Annotated in this window: 21 protein-coding genes; 8 read left to right on the plus strand and 13 right to left on the minus strand. The window is 67.1% G+C overall.

All coding sequences use genetic code 11. The features are described from left to right. Window positions 1-18: 18 nt before the first annotated feature. From RSO01_RS17920 to RSO01_RS17940, 5 genes are all read right to left on the minus strand, one after another. Window positions 19-3,000 (minus strand): tyrosinase family protein, encoded by a 2,982-nt coding sequence (locus RSO01_RS17920; protein WP_147150501.1) that lies wholly within the window; start codon window positions 2,998-3,000, stop codon window positions 19-21. A gap of 346 nt (window positions 3,001-3,346) precedes the next feature. Continuing rightward, window positions 3,347-5,401 carry a molybdopterin-containing oxidoreductase family protein gene (locus tag RSO01_RS17925; protein WP_147150503.1) on the minus strand — a complete coding sequence of 685 codons (2,055 nt, stop codon included), beginning with the start codon at window positions 5,399-5,401 and terminating at the stop codon, window positions 3,347-3,349. A 185-nt stretch (window positions 5,402-5,586) separates the two neighbouring features. Continuing rightward, window positions 5,587-6,045: a YybH family protein gene (locus RSO01_RS17930; protein ID WP_147150505.1), complete on the minus strand. Its 459-nt coding sequence runs from the start codon at window positions 6,043-6,045 to the stop codon at window positions 5,587-5,589. After that, window positions 6,042-7,214 carry a M23 family metallopeptidase gene (locus RSO01_RS17935; RefSeq protein WP_147150507.1) on the minus strand — a complete coding sequence of 391 codons (1,173 nt, stop codon included), beginning with the start codon at window positions 7,212-7,214 and terminating at the stop codon, window positions 6,042-6,044. Before RSO01_RS17935 ends, RSO01_RS17930 begins: the two co-directional genes overlap by 4 nt. A gap of 7 nt (window positions 7,215-7,221) precedes the next feature. Then, the gene (locus RSO01_RS17940) at window positions 7,222-8,067 is read right to left on the minus strand and encodes an SDR family NAD(P)-dependent oxidoreductase (RefSeq protein WP_147150508.1); all 846 of its coding nucleotides are present in this window, start codon (window positions 8,065-8,067) and stop codon (window positions 7,222-7,224) included. Window positions 8,068-8,125: 58 nt separating this feature from the next. Here RSO01_RS17940 and RSO01_RS17945 point away from each other — a divergent pair, with 58 nt between their 5' ends. Continuing rightward, a complete protein-coding gene (locus RSO01_RS17945; RefSeq protein ID WP_147150509.1) occupies window positions 8,126-9,001 on the plus strand; it encodes an S-methyl-5'-thioadenosine phosphorylase in 876 nt (291 codons plus the stop codon). Between the two features lie 65 nt (window positions 9,002-9,066). Here RSO01_RS17945 and mtnN read toward each other — a convergent pair whose 3' ends face one another. Further along, on the minus strand, window positions 9,067-9,828 hold the full coding sequence (gene mtnN, locus RSO01_RS17950; protein ID WP_147150511.1) for a 5'-methylthioadenosine/S-adenosylhomocysteine nucleosidase: 762 nt from the start codon (window positions 9,826-9,828) through the stop codon (window positions 9,067-9,069). Window positions 9,829-9,945: 117 nt separating this feature from the next. Here mtnN and cysQ point away from each other — a divergent pair, with 117 nt between their 5' ends. From cysQ to RSO01_RS17985, 7 genes are all read left to right on the plus strand, one after another. After that, window positions 9,946-10,665, plus strand: coding sequence for a 3'(2'),5'-bisphosphate nucleotidase CysQ (cysQ, locus tag RSO01_RS48445; protein WP_373867927.1), 720 nt, complete (start codon window positions 9,946-9,948; stop codon window positions 10,663-10,665). Beyond that, the gene (locus RSO01_RS17960; RefSeq protein ID WP_147150513.1) at window positions 10,662-11,615 is read left to right on the plus strand and encodes an L-threonylcarbamoyladenylate synthase; all 954 of its coding nucleotides are present in this window, start codon (window positions 10,662-10,664) and stop codon (window positions 11,613-11,615) included. Before cysQ ends, RSO01_RS17960 begins: the two co-directional genes overlap by 4 nt. A gap of 24 nt (window positions 11,616-11,639) precedes the next feature. Further along, entirely contained in the window at window positions 11,640-13,109 is a 1,470-nt protein-coding gene (locus RSO01_RS17965; protein WP_147150515.1) for an FAD-binding oxidoreductase, read from the plus strand. A gap of 157 nt (window positions 13,110-13,266) precedes the next feature. Then, window positions 13,267-14,703, plus strand: coding sequence for an FAD-binding oxidoreductase (locus tag RSO01_RS17970; RefSeq protein WP_147150517.1), 1,437 nt, complete (start codon window positions 13,267-13,269; stop codon window positions 14,701-14,703). Between the two features lie 13 nt (window positions 14,704-14,716). Then, window positions 14,717-15,274 (plus strand): GNAT family N-acetyltransferase, encoded by a 558-nt coding sequence (locus RSO01_RS17975; RefSeq protein WP_170303155.1) that lies wholly within the window; start codon window positions 14,717-14,719, stop codon window positions 15,272-15,274. Between the two features lie 18 nt (window positions 15,275-15,292). Continuing rightward, window positions 15,293-16,201 (plus strand): polysaccharide deacetylase family protein, encoded by a 909-nt coding sequence (locus tag RSO01_RS17980; RefSeq protein WP_147150520.1) that lies wholly within the window; start codon window positions 15,293-15,295, stop codon window positions 16,199-16,201. Further along, window positions 16,198-16,944, plus strand: coding sequence for an SDR family NAD(P)-dependent oxidoreductase (locus RSO01_RS17985; protein WP_147150521.1), 747 nt, complete (start codon window positions 16,198-16,200; stop codon window positions 16,942-16,944). The genes RSO01_RS17980 and RSO01_RS17985 overlap by 4 nt, the downstream gene beginning before the upstream one ends. Before the next feature lie 148 nt (window positions 16,945-17,092). On the opposite strand, the gene RSO01_RS17990 is transcribed toward RSO01_RS17985, so the two are convergent. Genes RSO01_RS17990 through RSO01_RS18020 form a run of 7 tightly spaced genes read right to left on the minus strand, consistent with a single transcriptional unit; the run spans window position 17,093 to window position 24,531 of the window. After that, window positions 17,093-17,383: a hypothetical protein gene (locus tag RSO01_RS17990; RefSeq protein ID WP_147150523.1), complete on the minus strand. Its 291-nt coding sequence runs from the start codon at window positions 17,381-17,383 to the stop codon at window positions 17,093-17,095. Next, window positions 17,380-18,246: an isocitrate lyase/PEP mutase family protein gene (locus RSO01_RS17995; protein WP_147150526.1), complete on the minus strand. Its 867-nt coding sequence runs from the start codon at window positions 18,244-18,246 to the stop codon at window positions 17,380-17,382. Before RSO01_RS17995 ends, RSO01_RS17990 begins: the two co-directional genes overlap by 4 nt. A 26-nt stretch (window positions 18,247-18,272) precedes the next feature. Continuing rightward, window positions 18,273-20,360 (minus strand): serine/threonine protein kinase, encoded by a 2,088-nt coding sequence (locus RSO01_RS18000; protein ID WP_147150527.1) that lies wholly within the window; start codon window positions 20,358-20,360, stop codon window positions 18,273-18,275. 59 nt (window positions 20,361-20,419) lie between these two features. After that, window positions 20,420-20,965, minus strand: a complete 546-nt coding sequence (locus RSO01_RS18005) for a glycine zipper domain-containing protein (protein ID WP_170303156.1) — start codon at window positions 20,963-20,965, stop codon at window positions 20,420-20,422. Then, entirely contained in the window at window positions 20,962-22,839 is a 1,878-nt protein-coding gene (locus RSO01_RS18010) for a serine/threonine-protein kinase (RefSeq protein ID WP_147150529.1), read from the minus strand. The genes RSO01_RS18005 and RSO01_RS18010 overlap by 4 nt, the downstream gene beginning before the upstream one ends. A gap of 6 nt (window positions 22,840-22,845) precedes the next feature. Next, a complete protein-coding gene (locus RSO01_RS18015; RefSeq protein ID WP_147150530.1) occupies window positions 22,846-23,751 on the minus strand; it encodes an adenylate/guanylate cyclase domain-containing protein in 906 nt (301 codons plus the stop codon). A gap of 6 nt (window positions 23,752-23,757) precedes the next feature. Further along, window positions 23,758-24,531, minus strand: a complete 774-nt coding sequence (locus RSO01_RS18020) for an enoyl-CoA hydratase/isomerase family protein (RefSeq protein WP_170303157.1) — start codon at window positions 24,529-24,531, stop codon at window positions 23,758-23,760. Window positions 24,532-24,566 lie beyond the last annotated feature (35 nt).

Here is a 24,566-nt window from a genome sequence, read left to right on the forward strand (position 1 = left end):
GGCCGCCTGCCGTATCGATCAGGAGCAAGTCGGAGGCTCTTGGCCAGGCTTGTGCGTCATGATCTCGGACGCTTGCGCCAGCCCGCCGCCGGTTTGCTGCAGCCGTCGGACGATGTCCGTCAGCACCGCGATTTGCTCGGTCGTGAAAGCCGCCGTCAGCGCCGGAGGCGCGCCGGCCGCGGTCGGTGCCGCGATGCCCTCGCGCCTGCGGATCTCATCCGGCGACAGCTCGCGCCCCTTGCACCACTGCTCGATGCATTTGCGGACGGCGTCGACGTCGATCTTGTGCTCAGCCAGGAGACGTCCGAACGCCTCCGGCTTCAGCAGGCACTCGAGCAGATCGCACATCTCATGCCCACGCTTGGGATCCCCAACCGGCGACGGGTTGTTGCCGCCGAGCACGACCGAGCCAGTCAGCAGCTGCTCGCGCGTGAAGGGGACTTTCCGCAACGTGCCCCCCTGGGCGATTAACCGGAAGCGGTACACGCCGGCGATGGCAGCGACCATGCTCGCCTCGAAGCGGCCAGGCTCGCCTTCCATCAGCAGGATGGTCGTGGACGATCCATCCGGCCTTTCCACCTCGGCATAGACGCCGGCTCGGTGGTCCACCGGAACGCCGTACTCGGCGAGCGATGCCCTGATCGTCATCGTCGCACCTGGTTCGAGGCTGTTCTGCGACAGGTTCGCTGCCATCCGCAGGTTCGAGTAGGCCTGCACGCTCACGTTGTAGCGGATGCCATGAACCAGCCACGAGCGCAGGGCCGAGATCGCCTTGTCGTTGCCATGGGCCAGTCGCTTCAGCGTCGCTTCGTCGACCTCGAGCAGCGCATGCCAAGTCCCGGCATGTGCCGGTTGCGGACCCAGCGGCAAGGGTAGCGTGTAGCGGTAGTAGGCGAGATTGGTGCCGGTCCCATAGGTCGCCCCCAGCGCCGCCGCCCCTGCCGGGTCCATCACGACGCCCGCCGGAGTTTCGACCATGAAGCGGATCGCCCTGAGGTCGGTCAGGAGAATGACCGTGCTGTCGATGTCAGTGTCGCTCAGCACAAATGGGATGCGGACCTTCATGCCCGGCGTGATGTAACCTGACGGGTCGGTGACGATCTCGGTGTTCTGCACGCCGGCCAGCACCTGCATAAAGAACTTGCTGAGCCGGAAGTAGTCGTCAATGGCCGGGCTGAGGCGGCCGCTCAGCAGCAGGCGTCCGCCGGTGTTATTGGCCAGCGCCGTCAGCGCGCCGGCACTGACCTGCTGGGCGGTGCCAAGACCGATGGCGAAGGTCCGGTCGTTGATGCTGCCCATCACGTCGGAGATCATCAATGGTGTGTTCTCGAGGCCGTCGGTGAAGATCACCATCGCCTTGCGGTCGTAGCCCGCAACCGGATCGAGTGTGCTTCGGCCGAGGGCCACGCCGTTGCCGATCGACGTGGCGCCGGCTGGGTGAAGGTTCTGGATCGCCGTGGCGACCGGCCCGAGATCGAAGCCCGTCCCGTTGTTGCGGGTAACGCCAATGCCTGGGTAGGCATTATGATCGAAGCTGACCATGCCGACGCCGTCGCCGACGCGGCTGCTGTCCTGCGCGAGCTGGACGAACTGCGTGGCCGCTTGGTGCAGCACGTCGATCCTCTTGGTCGTAGCGTCGATCCCGGCTGTCCAATCCATGCTACCGGATTGATCCAGCACCAGCATCACGGCCACCGAGAGCCGCGCGATGGTGTTTGCGGCGATGTTGACGACGAAATCCTGGCCTGTCTCGGTGCAGTGCACGGTGACCGTGCCTGTCGCCATGTCACCGTCGGCGGTGCCCTTGTAGCTGATCCAGAGACGTCCCTTGGGCGGCGTTACGCTCGAGATATGGGGGATCGACATGGACGTGCCAAGCGGCGCGGGGAAGGTCCCGAAGACAGTGCCCGGCGGCCCGGTCAGTACGGCCGGTCCCGAGGTGATTGAGAAGTGCAGGTCGTCGCAGGAGAGCGCGGTAAAGACGATGGCGCGCGCCGCCGTCTCCCCGACCGGCACATCGTTGAAATTGATGCTCATCGTTTCGAGCGTGATCAACGGCGGGGAGATCGGCAGTGTGTCGTAACACGGTGGACGCACCACTGTCGGATGCTTGCTCGTCTTGGTAAACTGCTGGCTGTCCGGCGTGTACCAGGGCCGCGTCGGCCAGGGGCCGGTGCCCGCCCAGGGCTGCAGGGGCTCGTTGATCTCGGGATCCGCTCCCAACCCACCGTAGACCAAGTTCGGATCGAGGCGGTCGGTGTGCCCCGCCTGCGTCTGCCACATGGCCCATAGCCGATCGACGTTGGAGTGCAGCAGGAAGACCAGGGGATCGCGGAACGACGTATGGGCATTGCCGAGCCCGAGCCAGCTGTGCGCGTTGGAGTGCGCATTGCCCGCCGGACCCTGCATCAGGCTGTCGAAGGAGGCGTAGTCCGCCGCATTGACGAAGTCGGAGTCGCTTGGCCAGTCGCCACTGCCGACCGGCGGCATGCCGGTCTGCACGGCACGCACCCGCGCCTTGGGAGGATCGGCAGGATTGCCGTGCAGGTCGTAGTGTCCCTGCCATGGCGAAAACGGGTTGCCGTGGATGATTTCATCGCGCCAGTTGTCGCCCGGCGCGGCCGGGTCGTAGAACTTGGCGCTCAGCCAGGGCTCCCCTGCGTCGCCGCTCGTATTGCCGAACAGAGGGAACAGCGGCGCGATCGATTGGTTCCAGTCCCAATAGTGCAGCGACAGGTCGGGATCGACCTCGCGCAGCAGCGATTCGAAGAGGTTACACATCTCGCGGTGCCACGGCAGGAAAGCCGGCCCGCCGTGGACGTGAGTGGCCTGATGGATCTCGTCCATCTTGAACCAGTACGACACGCCGCCGGCCGGGAAGTCGGTGCGGCTGCCAGGATACTTACGGTTGTTGAGCTCAACGATCGCGTTCACGAACCGTTGGCGTTCCGAGGCAGAAACGGAAAGGATGTTCCTGCGAATGCCATCGCCGAGTGCCATGGTCCCCTCCTGTCGGTGCTGACCGGTTACGGTCGATCACGATCGAGCCAGGGTGTACCGGCTGCCTATTTGGTCCTGCCCGATCTTCGAAAACTCGATGAAAGGCGGGAGCAAGAAGTGTTGGGCGACAATCTTGGCCCGCCACATCCTGCGAGAGCCAACGCCACACTAATAAATTGTATGAAAGTGAATTTATTCTACCATATAGTCGATGGCGATGTCAGCATCAAATGCGCACATCTGCCCGATGCCTTGAGCCAAGCATATGTGACGTTGTTGCTACACGACTCCATCACAAGCATATCGCGACGGTCGGGCCACCAGCCCTTGGGCTCCCTCGATCGGGCTAGGCCACCTTGAGCCAGATCGCAGTGTCATGGAACGCAGCGCCGCCGTTCGGCGGCACAGGATCGGCGCCGATCAACGTATTGATCCCAACGCCATCGAGATAGGCGCCGCTCGGCCAGTTGCCTTCGACGATGACGACGCCCTGCCGCGCGGTGAGCGACGGGCGCGCCTTCACGCGCACCTCGCCTCGGGCGTTACCCAGCCGCACCACAGCTCCCTCCGTCACGCCGAGCCGCGTCGCATCGTCCTCGTGGATCAGCGCCCGCGGCTCGCCCTCGCGGCTGATCGAGCCCGGCGTTTCGGTGAAGGTGGTGTTGAGGAAGGCGCGGGCCGGCGGCACGACCAGCCGGAACGGCATGTCCTCGCTCTCGCGCTCATAGTTCTCGAGGTGGTCGGGCAGCGGCTTGAGGCCGGCATGGTACGGGCCGACGGCGCTCCAGTCGGGCTTGAAGTGGAAGCGGCCATCGCTCGACGGGAAGCCGTCGAGGAAGTGCGACGACTGGAAGTCCTCGGCAAAGTCGATCCAGCCCTTCGCCACCGCCTCGTCCCAGGTGCCGCGGCCCGAGGCGCGCAGCGTCGCGTCCAGAAGCTCGACGGCGCTCATGCGGAAGCTCGGCTGGTTGGAGCCCAGCCGCTGCGCCAAGCCGCAGATCAGCTCGTGGTTGGTGTGGCAGTCCTCGTAGCGGTCGAGCACGGCCGGCCCGACCGTCAGATGGGTATGGCCCAGCCCGTAATAGAGGTCGTCGTATTCGAGGAACATCGCGGCCGGCAGCAGGATGTCGGCGTATTTCGCCGTCGCCGTTATGAACTGCTCGTGCACGCAGGTGAACAGATCCTCGCGGCCGAGCCCGCGCGCCACGGCGGCACTGTCGGGCGCGACGTTGGCCGAGTTGGCGTTCTGCATGAGCATGGCCATGACCGGCGGGCCGCCGGCCAGCGCATCCTTGTCGCCGCACAGGATCGGGCCGATGCGCGACTGGTCGATGATCCGGGTCTTGGGATCGATCATATCGAGCCCGTGCGCCAGCGTGGTGTCGAGCCGCCAGTTGTCCCAGCTCAGGAAGAAGGCGCCGCCGCCCTGGTGCCGCCAGGCGCCGGTGATCGCCGGCAGGCAGGTCACGGCGTGCATGGCGGCCGAGCCGTTGCGCGAGCGCGTGAAGCCGAAACCCAGGCGCAGGAAGGAGCGTTGCGTCCGGCCATAGAGCCGCGCGAAGTCTTCGATCTCGGCCGCCGCCAGCCCGGTGATGGCCGATGCCCATTGCGGCGTCTTGTCGGCGATATGCTGCTCGATGTCGGCCCCGAAGTCGGTATAGCGCGCGAGGTAATCGCGGTCGGCGAAGCCCTCCTTCAGCAGCACATGCATCATGGCGAGCGCCAGGGCGGCGTCGGTCCCCGGCCGCAGCACCAGGCCGATGTCGGCGGTCTCGACCGTCGGCGTGCGGTAGACGTCGATCACCGCCAGCTTGGCGCCGCGCTGCTTGCGTGCCTTGGCGATGTGGGTCATCGCATTGACCTGAGTCGACACCGGATTGCCGCCCCAGACGACGATCAGGTCCGACTGCGCCATCTCGCGCGGATCGGGCCCCCACAGCTTGCCGACTCCGGCGCGCCAGCCCGAATCGGCCGGCGTCACGCAGATCGTGCTCTTCTGCCGCGAGTAGCCGAAAGCATGGCGCAGTCGGTCGATGCCCCAACGCTGCACGACGCCCATGGTGCCGCCGGAATGATACGGCCAGACCGCCTCGGGCCCATGCGTTCGCGCGGCGCGCGTGAACGCCTCGGCGACCTCGTTCAGGGCGTCGTCCCAGGAGATCGGCCGGAACTCGCCCTTGCCCTTCTCGCCCACCCGCTGCAGCGGCTGCTTCAGCCGGTCGGGATGGTGAACCCGCTCGGCGTAGCGCGCGACCTTGGCGCAGACGACGCCGTCGGTGTAGGTGTTCGCCGCAGCGCCGCGGATGCGGCCGATGCGCGTCGACGACAGGCGCTCGACTTCCAGCGAGCAGGCGCTGGGGCAATCGTGCGGACAGGCCGACTTCCAGAATTCCTTGCCCATCGTGCTCCTCGGCGTTCGGGGACGTTCGAGCCCCGGAGCCGAAGTCTACAAGGAACTGCTACTCGAACGCCAACCGCTGCCTGCTTTAGCGCGATACGGCGCGTTGTCGCCCTCGCCGTGATAGGCCTCCAACGTCACCCCAAGCCGGACAGCGAAAAACATCCCCAAATGGAAGGGCTGGAGCCTTATGGCGCCTCGTAAGCCATGTAACGCGATATTCGCCACATGCCATCGGGCTGCCGACGGAAGACGTCGAGGCCCGGTTCCTTGGTCTCGATCACCTGGCCAGAGTCCGAACGTGAAAGCTTCGAGGTCCAGACCAGGCGCACGATCGCCATGTCACCCGAGACGATAATCTCCTTGATGTCGAACGCGTAGCTCAGCGTCTTCGACCGGTCAGCGAGCGCCTGCTTGAGCCCGCTGCACATCGCGTTGAAGTCGCGCTCGGGCTGGCCGCGGAAATCGTAGCGCAGGTCCGGCGCGAAAAGATCGCAGATGCGCGAAGCATCGCGCGCATTGAAGTCGGCGGTCCATCGCGTCAAGGCATCGCGAATGGCCTTCTCGGCCGTCGTGTCCGCTATCGCAGGCGATCCGGTCAGGGCCCAACTGCCCATCAACAAGGTCGCGAGCGCGCGGCCCTTCATCGCGCGAATTCCACCACCGAAAGATCCAGCGGCAGGACCCGCGACAGGACCTGCGGCGGCGATACCGGCGTCAGGGTGAGCGGTGAGCCGGTCGCCTCGGCCTTGTCGAAATCGGCGGTGCCTGCCTTGTCGACGGCGGTCAGCTTGAACGAGTCGAAGACGTAGGGAAGGCCGTTCGATGCCAGCGGCGACGGGCCGTCCATCACATGCAGGTGGAGGTGCGGCGCCTGGGTGTTGCCGGTGTTGCCCACCTTCCCCAGCACGTCGCCGCGCTTCACCCTGGCCCCGGCCTTCACCGTCACGCTGCCGGGCTGCATGTGGGCGTACAGCACGTAGTTGCCGCCGCCGATGTCGAGCACCACGAAGTTGCCGTCGGCCTGGTCGATGGTCATGCCCTGCGGCAGCGCGCCCGGCACCTGCTCCGGCAGGTCGTTGCGCGAGGACACCACGGTGCCGTCGGCGACGGCCAGGACGTCGCGTCCATAGATGACGTAGTTCGACAACGTCTTGGTGTCCCCCTTGACCACACGGTTCTCGGAGTCGATCTGTTCCCAATCGATCGCGAAACGCTGCGCCAGGGTGAAGTGCCCGTTCAGCGCCAACAGGGCGCGCACGTGACGGATGGAATCGCAGCAGCCGTCGGCGGCAACGTAGCCCGTGCCGAGGAGCGGCGGCCCCAGCACGACCTCAGGGCGACCGACGACGGGCGTGCGGGCAACCGTCGCGGAGAAGTCGATGTCGGGCTGCACGAGACGCAGCGAGAGGCGGTGCGCGATCGCGCGCGGCAGGTCGCCTGGCTCGAGCGCCACGTGCAGGAACAGCACACCGAACTGACCGACGCCGAGGTCGGCCGATTCCGAGCCGCGCCGGCCGCCGATCGAGAAGCGCGTGCCAAGGCCGTCACGATCCAGGCTCAGCAACAGCTTGCCGGACGGCTCGTCCAGCACCTCGACCTTGTTGAGCGCGAGGCCGCTTGCGGTCGTGTTGGCAACGCGCAGCTCGTAGACCAGGTGGCGCCGCCCGTCCGATCCGGAGGCGGGATTGGGCGCCCACAACACGTCGGCGACGAACGGCGTGAGCACGGGTTCCTGGCCCACGGCGGGAACCGCTGCCAGCGCCAGGCACCAGGCGAAGGCGACGGCAAGGGCTGCAAGGGCGCGCGCCGGCATCGTACCCTCAGACTTCGTCGACGCCGAATGCCTGGCGCATCGCCTTGACGCCCTCCTGATGCGGCGTCCACAGGCGGCCGCCGACGACGCCGCCATCGACCACCAGATCATGGCCGTTGATGAAGCTCGATTCGTCGGACGCCAGGAACACGGCGGCGTTGGCGATGTCGTCGACGCTGCCGGCACGTGGGATGGGCTGCAGCTTGGCCATCATGGCCTTCATCGACTCGGCGAAGGCGTCGGCCTTGTCGGGCGCCAGGCCGAGCGCCTTGGCGAAGATGCCGGTGGCGATGCCGCCCGGCGAGATCGAGTTGCAGCGCACACCCTGCTCGCCGAGCTGCATGGAGGCACAGACCGTCAGATGGTTCACGGCGGCCTTGGCGGCGCCGTAGATCATCGAGGTCGAGTAGCCGGCACGGCGACCGGCCACGCTGCCGTTGTTGATGATGCTGCCGGAACCCTGCTTCATCATGATCGGCGCGGCGTGCTTCATGCCCAGCATCACCGAGCGCACCAGCGTCGCCATGGCGGCGTCGAAGCCCTCGACCGGAATGGTTTCGATGCCGCCCACCGGCGCCGGGCCGCCGGCATTGTTGAACAGGCAGTCAAGGCGGCCCCACTTCGATAGGCAGGCGTCGACCATCGCCTGGACGTCGGCTTCCTCGGTGGCGTCGGCTTTGACGAACAGGCACTTGTCCTTGCCGACCGAGGCCTCGAGCGAGCGACCCAGCTCCTCGCGCCGGCCAGTCGCCACGACCTTGGCGCCCTCGCGGGCGAAAACCTCGACGGTCCGCCGGCCGATGCCGCTGGTCGCGCCGGTGACAATGGTGATCTTGCCGTCGAGCCTGCCCATGGATTACTCCCAATTCGTGCGGCAGTGATGATACACCACCGCCCGTAAGGAGAAGCAAATGACGGTGTTGGGAATCATGGGCGGCAGCGGGGTCTATGACATCGCCGGCCTGAAAGACGCGAAATGGCAGCGAATCGCCTCGCCGTTCGGCGAGACCTCGGACGAGTTCCTGTTCGGCGTGCTGGACGGGCTCGACGTGGTGTTCGTGCCGCGCCACGGCCGCGGCCATCGCCATTCGCCGACCTCGATCAACTACCGCGCCAACATCGACGCCCTGAAGCGCATCGGCGTCACCGATATCCTTTCACTGTCAGCCTGCGGCTCGCTGCGCGAGGACCTGCCGCCCGGTTATTTCGTGGTGGTCGACCAGTTCATCGATCGCACCTTCGCGCGCGACAAGAGCTTCTTCGGCGAGGGCTTCGTCGCCCATGTGTCGATGGCCCATCCGACCTGCAATCGCCTCGCCCACGCCGTGCACGACTGCGCGCGACAGGCAGGCTTCCCCATCAAGTTCGGCGGCACGTACCTCGCCATGGAAGGCCCGCAATTCTCCAGCCTGGCCGAATCGCGGCTCTATCGGAGCTGGGGCTGCGACGTGATCGGCATGACCAACATGCCCGAGGCCAAGCTCGCCCGTGAAGCGGAGATCTGTTACGTCACCGTCGCCATGGTCACCGACTTCGACTGCTGGCATCCCGATCACGACCATGTGCAGGTCGCCGACATCGTGCGCGTCCTGCTCGACAACGCCGAGAAGGCCAAGACGCTGGTCACGATGGTGGCGCCGCTCCTGAAGGAGTCGCGACCCACCCCCTGCCCGCACGGCTGCGACCGCGCGCTGGAGCATGCGCTGATCACTGCGCCGGCCGCGCGGTCGGCGGAGGTGGCGAAGAAGCTCGACGCCGTCGCCGGGCGTGTCTTGAAGGCAAGCTGATCTGGGAGCGCGGGCCTCTGGCCCGCTCATGATCATGATGCGGGCCAGAGGCCCGCGCTCCCAGATCAGATCACCGGCGCTAGCCGGTGCGCGACCTGCGAGGCGAGCCGAGAGGCGACGGGCAGGAAGGCGCGAAAGTCGAGATGGCTTTCGCTGCTGGCGAGATCGCTCAGGCAGCGCACATTGACGAATGGAATGTCCTCGCCCCAGCGGCGCGCCACCTGCGCCACGGCGCCGCCCTCCATCTCGACCGCCTGCGCCTGGAACGTCGCGCGCAGCCGCTCGCGCAGTGAATCGGCGTTGACGAAGGCATCGCCCGTCAGGATGCCGCCGAAATGCACGGCAGGCACGCGCCGCCCCACGCCGACCGCTTCCGGCAGCGGCTCCAATGCGAGCCCCATCACGGCCGCGCGCAAACGCGCCACAACCGCGTCGGCCACCGCATAGCCCGGCTTCCATTCCTCGCCCTTGGACGGCCGGCTGCCCGGCTGGATGGTGTGAAAGCCTGCTTCGCGGTGCATGCCGAAATCGTGCTGGGTGTTGCTGGTGCCGACCACGATGTCGCCCACGCCCAGCGCCGGATCGAGGCCGCCCGCCACGCCGCACATCAGGAGCGCACGGCAGTCGAAACGATCCAGCAGCAACGACGCCGCCACGCCGGCATTGACCTTGCCGGCGCCCGATTCGACGAATACCGCCTCGCGGCCGGCGATCTCACTCTGCCAGAACGCGAAGCCGCCGATTTCCCGCACCTGGCCCGAACGGTCGCTGAGATGGGCGAGTTCCTCGGGCAGGGCCGATATGACGCCGAGGGGCCTTTCTGCCATGCAGGGATGGGTTATAAGGTCGGCGCCATCAACGCAACGGATTCCGTGACCCTGCCCTCCCGCGAGACGCTCCGCCAGTCCTGCACCGAATTTGCCGAAGAAGCGGCGCGCGAGATCATGCGCATCTATGCCGGCGATCTCGGCGTGCGCAACAAGGCCGACAAGAGCCCGGTGACCGACGCCGACAACGCCGCCGAGGCGATCATCGTCAAGGGCCTGCGCGCCCTCACGCCCGACACACCCGTGGTGGCCGAAGAGGAGATGGCGGGCGGCCGCGTGCCCGTGCTGAAGAACGGCGGGCCGTTCTGGCTGGTCGACCCGCTCGACGGCACCAAGGAATTCATCAAGAGGAACGGCGAGTTCACCGTGAACATCGCGTTGATCGAGGACGGCAAGCCGACACTCGGCATCGTGCTGGCGCCGGCCAGCGGCACGCTGTGGCGCGGCATCGTCGGCGAGGGCGCCGACAAGCGCGAAGGTGATGGTCCCTTCACGCCGATCCATACCCGGCCGGCGCCGGCCAACGGCCTCACCGCCTGTGCCAGCCGCAGCCACGCCATCTACAGCGATCTCGACATCTGGTTCCGCAGCAACAATCTCACCGTCGCCGATCGCGTGCAGGCAGGCTCGTCGCTGAAATTCTGCCTGATCGCCGAGGGCAAGGCCGACATCTACCCGCGCTTCGGGCCGACCAACGAATGGGACACTGCGGCGGGCCATGCCGTGCTCGAGGCGGCCGGCGGCGAAGTCGTGACGACCGACGGTCGGCAGCTCGGCTACGGCAAGCCGACCTTCAAGAATCCGCACTTCATCGCCCGCAGCAAGGACGCCAGGTGAGCATCGCCGACGCCGCGCGGCTGATCCGCGAGGGCGAGCTGGTGGCCTTCCCGACCGAGACGGTCTACGGCCTGGGCGGCGACGCCACCAACGAACGCGCGGTCGCGAAGATCTTCGAGGCCAAGGGCCGGCCGCAGTTCAATCCGCTGATCTCCCATGTGCTCGATGCCGGTGAGGCCAAGCGGCTGGTCCAGTGGAACGAGACCGCCGACAAGCTCGCCGCGCGCTTCTGGCCGGGGCCGCTGACGCTGGTCCTGCCGCGAATCAAGGGCTCGCCGATCGCCCTGCTGGCGACAGCCGGCCTCGACACCGCGGCGATCCGAGCGCCGGCCCATCCCATGGCCCAGGCGCTGATCCGCGCCGCCGGCCGGCCGATCGCCGGGCCCTCGGCCAATCGCAGCGGCGCCGTCAGCCCGACGCGCGCCGAGCACGTCGCGGAGTCGCTGGGCGATCGGGTGAAGCTGATCCTCGATGGCGGGCCGTGCGAGGTCGGACTGGAATCGACCGTGCTCGATCTCTCGACCTCGACGCCGACGCTGCTGCGGCCCGGCGGCGCCACGCGCGAGGCGATCGAGGCCGTGATCGGCCCCATCGCTGTGAGCGACGCCATTCCGAGCGGCGACTCCGCTCGCAAGTCGCCCGGACAACTCGCCAGTCATTATGCTCCGGCGCGGCCTGTGCGATTGAACGCGACAAATATTGCCGCTGATGAGGCCCTGCTTGCCTTCGGTCCGCAGTCGCCGTCCGGTGCTCGCCAAACGCTCAATCTCAGCCCCAATGGCGATCTCACCGAAGCAGCCGCCAACCTGTTCACCTACCTGCGCGCCCTGGACCAGGCGGGCAACGTGCGTATCGCGGTCATGCCCATTCCGCAAACCGGACTTGGTCTTGCGATCAACGACCGCCTGCGCCGCGCGGCCGCGGATGACGGCACGGATGGGCGGCGGTAGGCTCCAATCAAGGAGAGGAAATCGATGCCCGACACGTTCGCCCCGCCCAGCATCCCCACTGTCCCCGTGACGCCGGCCGTGCTCGACGGCCTGCGCGCCATCGTCGGCGACAAGGGCCTGATCCTGGACGAGCAGGGCAAGGAGCCGTTCGTGCGCGACTGGCGCGGCTCGCTGGTGGGCACCGCCGCCGTCGTGGTGCGGCCGGGCACGACCGAGGAAGTCTCGAAAGTCGTGAAGCTTTGCTACCAGCACGGCATCGCCATCGTGCCGCAGGGCGGCAACACCGGGCTGATGGGCGGCGCTACGCCCTACCCTACGCATAGCGGCATCGTCCTCTCGCTCGGCCGCATGAACAAAGTGATCGAGGTCGATCCGGTCGGCTATTCGATGACCGTCGAGGCCGGCTGCATTCTGCAGACGCTGCAGGAGACCGCGGCGAGCCACGATCGCTTCTTTCCGCTGAGCCTGGGCGCCCAGGGCTCCTGCCTCATCGGCGGTAACCTGTCGACCAATGCCGGCGGCGTGCAGGTGCTGCGCTATGGCAATGCGCGCAACCTGGTGATGGGTCTCGAAGTCGTGCTGCCCAACGGCGACGTGTGGAACGGCCTGCGTTCGCTCAAGAAGGACAACACGGGCTACGACCTGAAACACCTGTTCATGGGCGCCGAGGGCACGCTCGGCATCATCACCAAGGCGGTGCTGAAGCTGTGGCCCGCGCCCAAGGACGTGGCGACGGCCTGGCTCGCCGTGCGCGATCCGCAGGCTGCCATCGAAATCCTGTCGGAGGCGCATGCCGCGTCGGACGACAATGTCGGGTCGTGCGAGCTGATGAGCCGCGCCGGCACCGACGTGGTGCTGCGCCACATTCCCGGCGTGCAGGATCCGCTCAAGGCCGACACCAACTGGTACCTGCTGCTCGAATGGTCGTCGTCGCGGCCCAAGGCCGACGGCGCCGAGGGCATGTCGGAAAAGTTGGAGCATTTCCTCGCCGAGCAGTTCGAGACAGGCCGCGTGCGCGACGCCGTGATCGCCCAGAACGAAGCGCAGGCGCGCAACATGTGGACCATCCGCGAATCGGTGGCGCCGGCCTCGCGCGCCGAGGGCGGAGGCTTGAGCTTCGACATCTCGGTGTCGACCTCCAAGGTACCGAGCTTCATCGACAAGGGCCTGAAGGCGGTGCTAGAGATCCTGCCCAGCATCCGGCCCTATCCGCTGGGCCATATCGGCGACGGCAACATCCACTTCTCCTTCATGTCCCCGGTCGGCATGGACCGCGAGACGCTGCGCCAGTATGCGCCCGCCATCACGCGCGCGGTGAACGACCTGGTGCGCGACATGGCGGGCTCGATCTCGGCCGAGCACGGCATCGGTGTCGACAAGATCGACGAGCTGGCGCACTACCGCAGCAAGATCGAGCTCGACACCATGCGCTCGCTGAAGCGCGCGCTCGATCCGAAGAACATCATGAACCCCGGCAAGATTTTGCGGCTCTAACTCATCACCTCCCCCGTCATAAGGGGAAGGCAGGGAGGGGGAAAGCCCCGGTCGCGATGCCTGCCAATTTCAGATCTGAAACTTTCAAGAACCTGCTTTGGGGCCTTCCCCCTCCCTACCCTCCCCCGTATGACGGGGGAGGAGGTTGAGAGTTGAGATGACCGACTTCATTTCCAAGCTTCAGGCCATCGTCGGCGAGCGTGGGCTGATCCTCGACGAGCCGGGCAAGCACCCCTACCTCACCGACTGGCGCGAGAACTATCTCGGCGCCGCATTGGCCGTGGTGCGGCCAGCAACCACCGAGGAAGTGGCGGCCGTCGTAAAGCTCTGCATCGCCGAGAAGGTCGCGATCGTGCCGCAAGGCGGCAACACTGGCATGATGGGTGGCGGCACACCGCACCCACAGGGCCGCGAGATCGTGCTGTCGCTCAACCGCATGAACCGCATCGTCGAGGTCGATACCATCGGCTACACCATGACGGTCGAGGCGGGCGTGGTGCTCAAGATCATCCAGGAGACGGCGGCCCAGCACGACCGGCTGTTTCCGCTGAGCCTTGCCGCCGAGGGCAGCTGCACCATCGGCGGCAACCTTTCGACCAATGCCGGCGGCGTCCAGGTGCTGCACTACGGCAATGCCCGCCAGCTTGTGCTGGGCCTGGAAGTCGTGACGCCGCAGGGCGAGGTGTGGAACGGCCTGCGCGCGCTCAAGAAAGACAATACCGGCTACGACCTGCGCGATCTCTACCTTGGCGCCGAAGGCACGCTCGGCATCATCACCAAGGCAGTGCTGAAGCTCTGGCCCAAGCCCAAGGACATCGCGACCTCGTGGATCGCCGTGCCCTCGCCTGAGGCCGCCGTGGCATTGCTGAGCGGCGCCCATGCCGCCAGCGAGGACAACGTCACCTCCTGCGAGCTGATGGCCCGCCAGGGCGTCGATCTGGTGCTGCAGCACATCCCGGGCTCGGCCGATCCGCTCAGCGAGCGTCACGACTGGTACGTGCTGCTGGAATGGTCATCGACCCGGCCGCGCCGCGCCGGCGCCAACGAGACCGGACTCCTGGAGAAGATGGAAGCCTATCTCGGCGAAGCCATGGAACAAGGCCTGGTGCTCGATGCGGCGCTGGCTCAGAACGAGGCGCAGGCCAAAGCCTTCTGGGCCCTGCGCGAGAACCACTCCGAATCCCAAAAGCGCGAGGGTCCGTCGATCAAGCACGACATCTCGGTGTCGGTGAGCAAGATCCCGGCCTTCATGAGCGAAGGGCTGACGGCCATGAAGAAGGTCCTGCCCGAGTGCCGGCCGGTGCCGTTCGGCCATGTCGGCGACGGCAACCTGCATTTCAACTGCCAGGCGCCGGCGGGCTGGGACAAGCCGCGTTTCATGGCGCACGCCCATGACATCAGCACGGCGGTCTACGACATCGTCGTGCGCTACGGCGGCTCGATCTCGGCCGAGCACGGCATTGGCCAGATGAAGGTCGAGGAGCTCGCGCACTATCGCAGCAAGATCGAGCTCGACACCATGCGCGCCATCAAGCGCGCGCTCGATCCGCAGAACCTGATGAACCCGGGCAAGATCCTGGATCTGTCGGTGTAAGCTGCACTCGCGATTGATCCGCCAGGACGACATCGAAACGCCGCGATTGCTGTTGCGGCTCATCGCCCCCTCTGCCCTTCGTGCCGGCCTTGACGGTGATCGACGGGCGGTCGAGCTCAGCCTCGACGCCACCGTTCCCTCCGACCTGATCGACGAGCCCGACGTGCTGCGGTACGCCGAGGCGCGGCTGGCGGAGGACATCGACTATCTGCCGTGGTCGGCGCGCGCGATCCTTCTCAAGGAGTCCAGGCGCATGGTCGGGCACGTCCGGTTCCACAGCCGCCCCGACCCGGACTACCTGCACCCCTATGCGCGGCACGCCGTCGAGTTCGGCTATGTCGTCTTCGCCGACTGCCGGCGGCGCGGCTATGCCGAGGAGGCGGTCGGCGGCCTGATGCGCTGGGCCGGCGAGACGCACGGCGTTGGCCGCTTCGTCGCCACGATAGCGCCCGACAACCAGCCATCGATAGGACTGGCCGCGAAGCTCGGTTTCAAAAGGATCGGCGAGCATGTCGATCCAGTCGACGGGATCGAATATGTCTATCTTCTGGACCTGAGCGGAAGACCCTAAACGGATACGGAGGTCGTGATGCCCGATACCCATGCCGCGGAACAGCTCGAACCCTGGCAGTGGAGCGAGGAGCACTGGCGCAAGCTGGTAAAGCAAGTCCGCGCCGGCAAACGCTACCGACCCGATGCCTGGCCCGGCGGCGCGCGCTGCGCCATGGCGCTCAGCTTCGATTCCGACCATGAGACCAACGAGCTGCGCGACGGCGGCAAGTCGATCGGCCGGCTGTGCTGGGGCGAGTACGGCAGCCGGGTCGGCGTGCCGCGCATCCGCGCCCTGCTCGAGCGCCACGACGTCAAGGCGACGTTCTACGTGCCCGCGGTCTCCGCCCTGTTGCATCCCGAGGAGCAGCGCGCCTTGATTGCCGAAGGCCACGAGATCGGCATCCACGGCTGGATCCACGAGCTCAACTCGGTGCTGCCCTACGAGGCCGAACGCGACCTGATGCTGCGCTCGGCCGACACGCTGGAGAAGGTCACCGGCAAGCGCGCCGTCGGGATGCGCACGCCGTCGTGGGACTTCAGCCCCAATACGCTCGCCATCGAGAAGGAGATGGGGCTGTTCTACGACTCCTCGCTGATGGCCGACGAGGATTGCTACGAGCTGCTGCTGCACGGCGAGCCGACCGGCGTGCTCGAACTGCCCGTCGAATGGGTGCGCGACGATGCGGTCTACTTCTCCATGCACCGCTTCTCCTCGCTCCGGCCCTACACGCCGCCGACCGACGTGCTGGAAACCTTCAGGCGCGAGCTCGACGCGGCATGGGACGAGGGCGGCATCTTCCAGCTCACCATGCATCCGCACATCATCGGCTACCGCTCGCGCATCTGGATCGTCGACGAGCTGATCCGCCACGCCAAGGCGAAGGGCAAGGTGTGGTTCGCCACCCACGAGCAGGTCGCACGCTACGCCAAGGAACACGCGGCATGAGCAAGACGGCTATCGTTACCGGCGGCGCGCGCGGCATCGGCCGCGGCTGCGCCCTGGAACTGGCAAGGCGCGGCTACGACATCGCCCTGGTCGATCTTCTCGAGCCCGAGATGAAGCGCACCGCGGGCGAGATCGAAGCGCTCGGCCGCAAGGCGCTCACCTACCAGGCCGACGTCGCCTCGTTCGCACGCGCCCACGACGTGGTGGACGATGTCGCCCGGCAGTGGGGCGCCATCGACTTCCTGCTGAACGACGCCGGCGCCTCCAACGCCAAGGGCATCCTGGAGATCAAGGAGGAGGAATTCGACCGCACCATCGCGGTCAACCTGAAGAGCTGCTTCAACTACATCCATGCCGTGGCGCCGATCATGCTGAAGCAGGATGGCGGCGGGCGCATCGCCAGCATGTCGTCGCTCAACGCGCTGTCGGGCGGCGTCACCAGCGCCGTCAGCAAGCACGCCTATGCCACGGCCAAGGCCGGCATCCTGGGGCTGACGCGGTCGCTGGCCAAGGAACTCGGGCCCAAGATCATGATCAACGCCATCTGCCCCGGCGTGATCGAGACCGAGCTCGGCAACAGCCTGACCCGTTCGCGCGGCGAGGAGATGAAGAAGGGCATCATGCTGAACCGCCTCGGCACACCCGCCGACGTCGCCCAGCTCGTGGCCTTTCTCGCCACCTCCGAGCCCTGCTTCATCACCGGCCAGCACTTCGTGATCGACGGCTTCCAGTGGTCGTGTTGAGGCTGGGGGCGCGCCACTCCAGTGGCGCGTCATGGTCTTCCGGACCGCGAGCTTCCAGCTCGCTCATGATTCATGAGCGCGCAAGATGCGCGCGGTCCGGAAGAGCATGAGAAGACGCGCCACTGGAGTGGCGCGCCCCCAGCAAAGACTAACGCTTCACATCATCCTTGGAGCGGTCGACGATCTCGTACTGGACGTCGATCACCTTGCGGTCCTGACGGGCCGGCGGCTCGGGCATCGGGCTGCCGGTGAAGAGGCTCGCCAGCCACTGGCGCGCCTTGAAGATCAGGATCGCCACCAGCACGACGGCCGCCACGCCCGCGATCACGGCGAAGCCCAGCACCGCCAGCACGACGAAGCCGATCAGGCCCAGGATGGCCTGCAGCCAGACCCGCGCCGGCAGGCGCGCCAGCATTTCAAGGAACTGCTTGCCGTTCATGACACCCAGCGCTTTTCGAAGTCCCACACTTCGGGGAACCCCATCAGCTCGTGCATGCCGCGATATTGTGGCACTTCGATGCCCGCGCTGGTGCCCTTGTCCTTCAAATAAGACCAGGCTTCGCGCATGGCCTCTGCAGCAACGCTGAAGCCCAGCCCGGGATAGATGGCGATGTCGAAGCCCCACTTCTTCAGCCGGTCGGCCTCGACCCGCGGCGTTTTGCCGAACTCGACCATGTTGGCGAGCAGGGGCTTGCTCACTTCCTTACCGATGCGTTCCAGCTCAGCCTCGGTCTCGGGCGATTCGACAAAGATCACGTCGGCACCCGCCTCCTCGTAGAGCCGGGCGCGGCGCAGCGCCTCGTCGAGACCGTGCGCGGTGCGCGCGTCGGTGCGCGCCACGATCATGGTCTCGGCATGGCGCCGCGCGTCGGCGGCGACGCGGATCTTCATCACCATCTCCTCGGCCGGCACGACGCGCCGGCCGGGCGTATGGCCGCACTTCTTGGGCATCTCCTGATCCTCGATCTGAATCGCCGCGACGCCCGCCGCCTCGTAGCCGCGCACCGTGCGCTGCACGTTCAGCAATCCGCCGTAGCCGGTGTCGGCATCGGCGATCAGCGGCGTCTTCACCACCGAGCAGATCATCTCGGCGCGACCCACCATGTCAGAGTATGTCGCGAGGCCGGCGTCGGGCAGCCCCAGCATCGAGGCCGTGGCGCCATAACCCGTCATGTAGAGCGCCGGGAAACCCATACTGTCGGCGACGCGCGCCGAGATGCCGTCATAGATGCCAGGGGCCAGGATGAACTCGCCCTGCGCCAGCAGCCGGCGCAGCTCCGCCGCCTTGAGATTGCCTGCCATGATCCGTCCTTGTGTATGTGCTGCCGCTATTGCGCCCGACTGAGCGAGATATCGCAAGTGCGACCGCCACTATTGTGCTCGGGACCCGAGCCCGTGATGCTGTTGCCTTCGAAGCGTCCCGCCATCGTCGCGGTCTGGAACACGCCGACGCGGTTGCCCGGCGTGTAGACGCGCGAGACCACGACGTGCGCGCCCGTGATCCGGATCGAGATCGACTGGTTGCCGACCATCGTACCGCCTTCGGAACCCGGCCGGACCCAGGTGCCGGTGTCGCCCGATAGCGTAATGTGGAACCGTGCCGAGAATTCGCCGCCGCCGGCCCGTGACGGCGAGCAATGATAAGTCCCGGTCCACAGGCCGTCGGGCCCTGACCTGGGGACTGCGGCCGCGACATTGGGCGCGGCTGGCGGGGGCGCAAGTGGTGGCGGCGCAGGCGCGGCGGCCGGCGCAGGCGTCCGGGCTGCCGCTTCGGCCGTGGCCTTGTCCTCTTCGGCCTTCTTGCGCGCCTCCTCGAGCTTCCTTTCCTCGTCGAAGCGCGCGACCGCCGGCGAGGCGTCGCGCAGAAGGGCCTGGTTCTGGGCGCCTGTCAGATAACCCGTTGCCGGCTCGTTCCGCGATTTCTGCCAACTCGCAATCATCTCGCGCGTGCGGTTGCCGAAGGTCCCGTTGGTGTTGTTGGGCGAAAAGCCCAGGGCCGTCAGCGCGACCTGGACGTGCTGGCGGTCGAGCATCGACAATCGCAAGCCGGCCTCGCCCGCCTCGGCAAGTTTCTTCGCTGCCTCCTCGGCCTGGCGTTGCGCCGTGGCATCGGCTTCGGCCTTTTGCCGCGCCTCGTCCTCCTGACGCTTCTTCTCCGCCGTCTCGTCCTCGAGCCGTTTCTTCTCGGCCATTTCGGCTTCGGCCTTGCGCCTTGCCTCGTCGGCGCGCAAACGGGCCAGTTCCTCCTGATCCTTGAGCCGTTGGGCCTCGGCCGCCAGCAGCGTGTCCTGCGCTGCCGTCTGCGGCGCGCGCTTGTCGCCGACCAGGGCATAGTAGCCTCCGGCCAGCAGAAGGACAGCCGCAACGGCACCGCCGAGCCACAGGCCGATGCCGCGCTTCTTCGATGGCGCAGGCGCCGCTGCGGGCGGCGACGCAACGGCGGGCGATGACGCAACGGCGGGCTGCGCCATCGGCGGCGACGACGCCATCACCGCCGTCACTGCGGCGTCGGGCGCCGCAACCTGGCCCAGGATCGGCCGCCATCCGGCGATGTTCTGCGGCCGGTCGCTGGCGCGCACGGCCAGGCCGGCATCGAGGCCGGCCAGCAGGCCGCGGCCGAAGCCTGTCAGCCCCACCTTGCCCAATGGCTCGTAGGCATCATCGAGCATGCGGTCGAAGGCGCTTGGCGGCGCCCTGCCGGTAATGGCGTGATAGAGCGTGGCGGACAGGCTGTAGATATCCGTCCACGGCCCCTGCTTCGCCGATGTCATCTGCTCGGCCGCCGCGTAGCCCGGCGTGAAGACAGCGGTGAGCGCCGTGCTGCGCCCCGCCATTGCCGCACGCGAGGCGCCGAAATCGATCAGTGTCGGATGTCCCGCCGCGTCGAGCAGGATGTTGGCGGGCTTGATGTCACGATGCAGGAAGCCCGCGCCGTGCACCTGCTCCAGGCCGTCGAGCAGCGGCCATAGGATGCGATCGATGGCGGCCGGCGGCAGGGTGCCCTGCTTCAGGCGGCTCTCCAGGGTCTCGCCCTGGATGAGCTGCATGACGATGTAGGCCGTGCCATTGGCCTCGAGGAAATCGAACACCCGCACGATGCCGGGCGCATTCTGCAGGCTGGCGAGCGTGCGGCCTTCGGCGACGAAGCGGTCGCGACCCCAGGCGAAGTCCTGCGCTGCCGTCGTCGAGCGCGGCAGCACCGTCGTGCCGTCCTGGCGCACGGCGAGCGCCAGCGGCAGGTATTCCTTGATCGCGACCTCGCGCCCGAGCTGGCCATCACGGGCGCGATAGGTAATGCCGAAGCCGCCCTGCCCCAGGACAGAGACGACCTCGTAGCGGCCGATCATGCGACCGGCCGCCAAAGCCACAAGATCGATCGGCGTGGCGGCCTGCGTCTGGCCAGTCGAATCGCTCATGAGCCCCTGCCCGGTGCAGAGGCTGCCACGAAGCGATGGTTGCGGCCAGACGACGTTGGCTACACCGAAACCGGCTTCAGCTCGTTGGAGCCCGCCGACTTGCAGAAGGTCGTGGTCTCGGTCGTGGTCTGACCGTTCTTGGTGGCGGTGAGCTCCATCGGACGGCAGGTGCTGCCGTCGGCGCGCGTCGTCGCCGGCGCTACCGGCTTGGCGGCCACCACCGTAGGCGGCGCCGTAGTCTGCGTCGTCGGCTCGACCGTGTAGGTGGTCGGCTGGTTGGTCTCGGCGGTGAAGGCGTTCTGCGTCGCCTGCGCCAGGCGCGCGCGCTCCTGGTTGTCGAGCGCGCGGCCGACCAGGTTGCCCGCCAGCGCGCCGACCAGGGCGCCGCCAACGACACCGCCCGCCGAACCGAAGGCGAGACCGCCCACCGCTCCGCCGACTGCAGCGCCCATGAAGGTGCCCATCGCCTGGTTGGAAGGCCCGCCGCTCTCACTGGTCGTGCACGCCGTCGCCAAGCCGAGGGCGGCGACGATGCCGACCGCTTGCATCGCGAGCTTCCGGCCAGCCATGCGCACGGTCGTCGTCTGGGCAATCAATGCAGTCATCTGGTGCATCTCCGTTTGTATTCCTGAACCGTTACTCTACCCCATAGGGCCTGTTTGCGACCACGCGCATCGTCTTCAGCGTCAGCGTAAGAACGCGGCGCATCGCATGAAGCGAGCACCAGGCCGTTCTTCACCAACTGCAGAGCAAGGTCGACGCGGTCGGTATCGGGAATGTCGTTCAGCGGCTGCTTGGCATTGAGCTGGGTGATCAGGCAGCGATAGAGCGGCGTGCCGTCGGTCAACCGGTCGGTCTGCCGGCAGTGCAGGTCACGCGGCTGGGCGGCCAGCGCCTGGGCGGCGACCGCGTGCAGGTCCGGATCGTTGACGACGTCGACGCCCTGCAGGCGGACCTCATCCGGGCGACCCTTGATGCCGATCACCATCAGCGTCTTGCCGAAATGATCGAAGGCGCCTGACACGAACTCGACGGCCTTGCGGGCGTCCTCGACTGCCTTGCGGCGTGCCTCGGCCTCCTCGTCGGCCTTGCGCTTGGCCTCCTCCTCGGCCTTCTTCTGGGCGGCCATCTCGGCCTCCAGCTTGCGCCGGGTCTCTTCCTCGAATTGCTTCTTGGCCGCGGCCTCGGCCGCCTGCTGGCGCTCGCGCGCAGCGGCGATCTCGGCAGCTTTCTGGCGCTCCGCCTCGTCCTTCTGGCGCTGCTCATTCTCAGCGCGCAGCTTGGCTGATTCCTCCTCCGCCTTGAGGCGACGCGCCTCGGCCTCCTCGGCCGCCTGGCGCGCCTTGACGGTCTCCGGATCAGGACCGCGCATGGCGTAGTAGTAGCCGCCACCGCCCAGGAGAACGAGCAAGACAGCCGCCAGCGCGAGCCACAGGCCGGTCCGGCTGGTCCGGCCGGACGTGCCGGGCGCCTCGGGCGTCGGCAGGGTGGAGACATGCCGTACTTGCGGTGGTGGCAGCGACGGCGGCGCGCCGATGGCGACCGTGGAATCGGCTGCCGGCGCCTCGGCCATGGCGAGGATCGGCCGCCAACCGGCGATGCTCTGCGGCCGGTCGCTCGCCACCACGGCAAGGCCCGCATCGACGCCAGCCAGCACGCCCGGCGGGAATCCGGTCAGCTTCATCTGCGACAGCGGTTCGTACGTGTCGCTCAGCATGCGATCGAAGGCGCCGGGCGGCCTCTTGCCGGCAATGGCGTGATAGAGCGTGGCCGACAGGCCGTAGATGTCCGTCCACGGTCCCTGCTTGGCCGAGGTCATCTGCTCGGCGGCGGCATAGCCCGGGGTGAAGATGGCCGTGAGCGCCGTGCTGCGTCCGGCCATCGCCGCGCGCGAGGCGCCGAAGTCGATCAGCGTCGGATTGCCGGGCGCATCGAGCAGGATATTGGCGGGCTTGATGTCGCGATGCAGGAAGCCCGCATTGTGCACCTGCTCCAGGCCGTCGAGCAGCGGCCACAGGATGCGGTCGACTGCTTCAGCCGAGAGCTTGCCGTTCTTGGCGATGCGGTCCTCGAGCGTCTCGCCGCTCAGGAGCTCCATCACGATGTAGGCGGTGCCGTTGGCCTCGAGGTAGTCGAAGACGTGAACGATCGCCGTCGCGCGATGCAGGCTCGCCAGCGTGCGGCCCTCGGTGACGAAGCGATCGCGGCCCCAACCAAAATCGTCGGCCATCTTGGTGCTGCGCGGCAGCACGGTCGTGCCGTCCTGGCGGATGGCCAGAGCGGACGGCAGGTATTCCTTGATCGCCACCTCGCGGCCGAGCTGCACGTCTCGCGCGCGGTAGGTGATGCCGAAGCCGCCCTGTCCCAGCACCGAGACGATCTCGTAACGGCCGATCGTCTGTCCCGGCTGCAGGGCCTCGTAGTCGACCTCGGGAACGACGTCCGTCGGTTGGCCGGTTATGTGTGTCGGCTCGCTCATGATTCGCTACAGATGGCGCAGCATCATGTCGACATCGCCGATGCGCAGCTTGGTGCCCACATGCAGCGACACGGGTTCGCCGGCCTTCAGCGCCTGCTCGCCCACCTTGGTGCCGTTGGTCGAGCCGAGATCCTCGACCTGCAGCGCTTCACCCGCCACACGCAGCCGGGCATGCCGGCGCGACACGGTCGGATGGGCGAGGACGAAGTCGCACTGGTCGGCGGCGCGGCCGATCACCATGCCGTCCGAGCGGCTCATCAGCTTCTCGAGCGTGACCTCGAAACTGTGCTTGGTCTTGGCCGAATCGGTGCCTTCGAAGCGCAAGGTGATCTGCGGCACCATGCGCGTCGTGGTGTTGGCCAGCGCGGCCGTGTTGGCCGGCACGGCCGTCTTGGTGTGGTGGACGTGGAAGATCTGCACCGTGCGGCTGACATTCTTCAGCGATTGCTCGCCGCCGTCGACGAAGGCGTATTCGACGCGCAGCTCGACCAGGTCGCGCACGGCGCGCGACACGGCGATGCCGCCGGGCTCCGCCATCGCCTGGATACGGGCGGCCAGGTTCACACCGTCGCCGAAGATGTTCTGGTCCTCGTCGTCGACGATGACCTCGCCGAGGTGCACGCCGATGCGGAAGTTCATCCGCTGCTCGGGCTCGATCGTGTCGTTGAACTTCGCCATGCGCTCCTGGATGTCGAGCGCGGCGCTGACGGCGGTCACGGCCGAGCCGAACTCGGCCAGCATGGCATCACCCGCCGTGCCGACCAGGCGGCCGTTCGACGCCTGGATCGCCGGCCGCCAGACCTCGATCTGGGCCGTCTTCAGATGCCGGAAGGTGCGCGTCTCCGAGCCCTCCATCATACGGGTAAAGCCCGCGATGTCGGCATGGACGATGGCGGCTAGGCGTCGTTGCATGATCGATCAGCGGCCCTTGAAGTCAGGCTGCCGCCGCTCTCGCAGCGCAGCCAGACCTTCGCGGAGGTCTTCGGAGGTGGCGCACTCGCGCATGTTCTGGCGGATTGCCGGGATGTCGGGTTCAGCCTGGGCAAACTGCTCGATGGCACGCTTCATGTTCACCATGGAAAGCGGCGCCAACGTGGCAAGCCGGTTGGATATCTCGTCGATTTTTCCCTTGAACTCGCTTCGTTCCACCAACCAGTCCAGGTAACCCACAGCCAGCAGGTCGGCGTCGCCAAAATTCTCCGACAGCAGGAAGGCGCGCTTGGCAAAGCTCGGGCTGACCTTCTGGGTATAGCGGCGCAGTCCGCTCGGATAGTAGTGCAGGCCAAAGCGCGCCGCCGGCATGAAGAACTTCATGCCCTTGACGCCGAGGCGGAAGTCGCAGGCCAGCGCCATGTCGGTCGCCCCGCCATAGACGCCGCCGTTCAGGGCGCACAGGGTCGGCATGCGCATCGCCTCGATGCGGTCCATGACGTTCTCGAAGGCCGAGTCCTTGTGGGCGGTCTGCTTCTGGCTGCTGGCCGGGATCGAGCCGAGATCGTAGCCCGAGCAGAAAGTCTTATCGCCCGCCCCGGTGATCACCGTGACGCGCACGTCGGGGTTGGCATCGGCCGTCTCGACCGCCGCCATCAGAAGGTCGAGCCCCTCCGGATCGAGGCGATTGTGCTTGGCTGGATCGTTCAGCGTGATGGTGGCCCGCGGGCCGTCGATGGCGAGAAGAACGGTGTCGGACATGATGCCTGGAAAATACCTGAGCCGGTCGCCAAAAG

It is taken from the genome of Reyranella soli (genome assembly GCF_007992495.1).
Taxonomy (GTDB): Bacteria; Pseudomonadota; Alphaproteobacteria; order Reyranellales; family Reyranellaceae; genus Reyranella; species Reyranella soli.